At 69.0% G+C, this 2,739-nt stretch carries 4 protein-coding genes; 2 read left to right on the top strand and 2 right to left on the bottom strand.

Annotated features, from left to right (window positions below):
* Positions 1-59 precede the first annotated feature (59 nt).
* Positions 60-809 (bottom strand): zinc-binding dehydrogenase, encoded by a 750-nt coding sequence (locus HUX53_RS43250; RefSeq protein ID WP_369009235.1) that lies wholly within the window; start codon positions 807-809, stop codon positions 60-62.
* A gap of 86 nt (positions 810-895) precedes the next feature.
* Between HUX53_RS43250 and HUX53_RS37420 the strand changes: the two genes are divergently transcribed.
* Together HUX53_RS37420 and HUX53_RS37415 are read left to right on the top strand one after the other, a co-directional pair.
* Complete coding sequence (locus HUX53_RS37420; protein ID WP_176408005.1) at positions 896-1,138, top strand: hypothetical protein; 243 nt, start codon at positions 896-898, stop codon at positions 1,136-1,138.
* 92 nt (positions 1,139-1,230) lie between these two features.
* Positions 1,231-2,328, top strand: coding sequence for an acyl-CoA dehydrogenase family protein (locus tag HUX53_RS37415; RefSeq protein WP_176408007.1), 1,098 nt, complete (start codon positions 1,231-1,233; stop codon positions 2,326-2,328).
* On the opposite strand, the gene HUX53_RS37410 is transcribed toward HUX53_RS37415, so the two are convergent.
* Positions 2,303-2,644, bottom strand: coding sequence for a DUF2000 domain-containing protein (locus HUX53_RS37410; protein WP_176408006.1), 342 nt, complete (start codon positions 2,642-2,644; stop codon positions 2,303-2,305). The two genes, HUX53_RS37415 and HUX53_RS37410, sit on opposite strands and share 26 nt — an antisense overlap.
* Between the last annotated feature and the right edge of the window lie 95 nt (positions 2,645-2,739).

The following is a 2,739-nucleotide window of genomic DNA, read 5'->3' as shown; positions in this document are numbered from 1 at the left end:
TCACTCGACGGATGAACGGGGCCACATCGTGAGAATACCGGCCGCCCTAGTGCCCCGAATCAGCTTCCCGCAACACCATGACCAGTGCGGACGCTCCCGACACCACCATCACCTGTGAGAGTCAGGTGCTCTAGACCACGGGGACCCCCGGCGGTGCGTGGCCGCCGAGCGGGCGAAGGCGCGCCCACGACCTGGTCGGCGGCTTCCCGCGCCCATGAGGGGAAGGCGTTGGTGTTGCGCGCTCTACGCAGGGGGTATCGGGCGGCGGGTGAGCAACTCGAAGAGGCGTTGATACACGCCCTTGCGTTGTGGGACGAGTATGAGCGGTAGGGCGGTTGGGGGTCAGATTTCGATGATGACCTTGCCGGGACGCTCTTGTGTTTGGCCTCGAATGCTGCGCGTGTTTCGGCCAGGGAGTAGACGGCGCCGACGTGGGCTCGGAGGCGGCCCGAGTCGGCACGCTCGGCGAGTTCGGTCAGCTGGTCGTGGTCGGGCTCGACGATGAAGAAGACGGCGCGTCCGTCCGCGGGCGGTGCCGTGATCGTCACCAGGGTGCCGCCTGGCTTGATCTTGGCGGCGGAGCGGGCACGGCCAGTGGCGATGACGTGCGCGCCGGCGTCGCGGGCCAGCTGGGCGGCCAGGCCGGTGGTTCCGTAGGGCGACTTCGGTGACCACGACTGTGACGTCGTGAGCCGGGATCGATGGCGTCCGGTCGCGTCCCGCCCGGTCTGCCCACGTGCCGGGCCAGTCGAGTTCGTCGGGGACGAAGCCTGCCGCGTGCACTCGTACGACCACGTCCCCCGTGGCATCCTCCCCGCGAGACGACGAAACACCAAACCGGCATTGGCCGTGCTTGCGGCAGATAGAACGGGTGGCGAGTGGGCAGGGTTTGGCTATGGATGAGCGAGATGTCGGACGCGGGGACGTCCAGGAGCTGTCGGACTTCGAGCTGACCGTGTACGAGACCGTCGCGGAGATCGACAAGGAGGGCAGCGCGGCCGACTTCGAGACGATCGGGGCGCTCGTCGAGGCGCCCGAGGAGGATCTGTGGGCCGCGCTCGGGCATCTGGTGTCGGTCAACCACCTGCATTCGACCAGCGAGGGCTACGTGCTGGGGCCGCACGACTGGGCGCCCTGACCGTCCCGCTGGATGGGAACGCCGGCGAGGCGGGCGGCCGGTGCGCGGCACGATGACCCGGTAAGTGTGGGACACGTGTGGGAGGCCGCCGGATGAAGCTCGTCGTCACCGAGGAACAGCGGGAGCTGCGGGACGCGCTGCGGCGCTTCTTCGCCGACCGGTCCCCCGCCGCCGAGGTGCGGCGGCTGATGGAGACGGCCGAGGGCTACGACCCCAAGGTGTGGGCGCAGATGGCCGAGCAGCTCGGGCTGCAGGGCCTCGCGATCGCCGAGGAGCATGGCGGCGCCGGGTTCGGGGTGCGGGAGCTGGCCGTCGTGTTCGAGGAGATGGGACGGGCGGTCGTGTGCGCGCCGTTCCTCGCGACGATCACGGCCGCGGCGGCGCTGCAGGCCGGTGAGGGCGGGCATGACCTGCTGCCCGGTATCGCCGACGGGTCGGTCATCGCGACGCTGGCGGTGGCCGAGGACGGCGGGTCCTGGGAACTTGATGATGTCGAGGCCCGGTTCGAGGGCGGAGTGCTGCGGGGCAGCAAGAGCTTCGTGCTGGACGGGCACATCGCCGATCTGATTCTCGTTGCGGCGCGGGACGAGGGCGGTGTGGGGCTCTTCGCCGTGGAGGACGTGTCGCGGCTTACCCGAACGTCTGTGCCTACGCTCGACCAGACGCGGAAGCTGGCGCGGATCGAGTTCGACGGCGTCCCGGCACGGAAGGTCGGCGGGGAGGACGCCATCAGGCGGGCTCTCGACGTCGCGGCCGTGGCGCTGGCCGCCGAGCAGCTCGGGGGCGCGCAGAAGACCCTGGACATGACCGTCGAGTACGCCAAGGTGCGGCACCAGTTCGGACGTCCGATCGGGTCGTTCCAGGCGATCAAGCACCGGTGCGCGGACATGTTCGTGCTGGTCGAGTCGGCACGGTCGGCCGTGCTGAACGCGTCGGGTGTGGCCGACGAGAGCCCCGAGGAGCTGCCGGGCGCTGCCGCATTGGCTAAGGCGTACTGTTCGGACGCCTACTTCCACACGGCGGGCGAGGCGATTCAGATTCACGGGGGTATCGGGTTCACCTGGGAGCACGACGCGCACCTGTACTTCAAGCGCGCCCAGGGGTCGCGGCAGCTGTTCGGTACGCCTGACCGGCATCGGGAGCGTTTGGCGGAGGTCGCCGGGCTCACGGGTGCAGTTTCAGCCCCTTGAGCACTTTGTCCACGCCGTTCTTCGGGCCGTGGACGGCGAAGCCGACCAGAGGCATCTCCTCGGCCGTGACCGCGCGGACGGTCTTGCGGTTGGCTTCGTCGTGGCCGGTCTTGAACATGTCCTCGATGTAGACGGCGATGTCCATTTCGCGGGTGAAGGCGCGTGCATGGGCCTTCACGATGGCTTCTGCGTCGGCCTCGTAGATCAGGACGGGCTGGCGGAACATCGCCAGGTACCGGTTGCCGGACGCGTCCTCGTACGGCTCGCCGATGACGCCGGGCACGCGGTAGATGTCAAACCGGATGACACACGTCATGCTGCGTTGGCTGCCTGCTGATCCTCGGTGGTCTCGATGGTGGACGGTCGGGGCTCGTTGATCCACGCCTTGTCGGGCAGCGGAGGCGGGACTGG

Origin of the sequence: Actinomadura sp. BRA 177 (assembly GCF_013372625.1) — a bacterium.
Lineage (GTDB): Bacteria > Actinomycetota > Actinomycetes > Streptosporangiales > Streptosporangiaceae > Spirillospora.
This window is presented reverse-complemented; position numbering and strand designations above follow the sequence as displayed.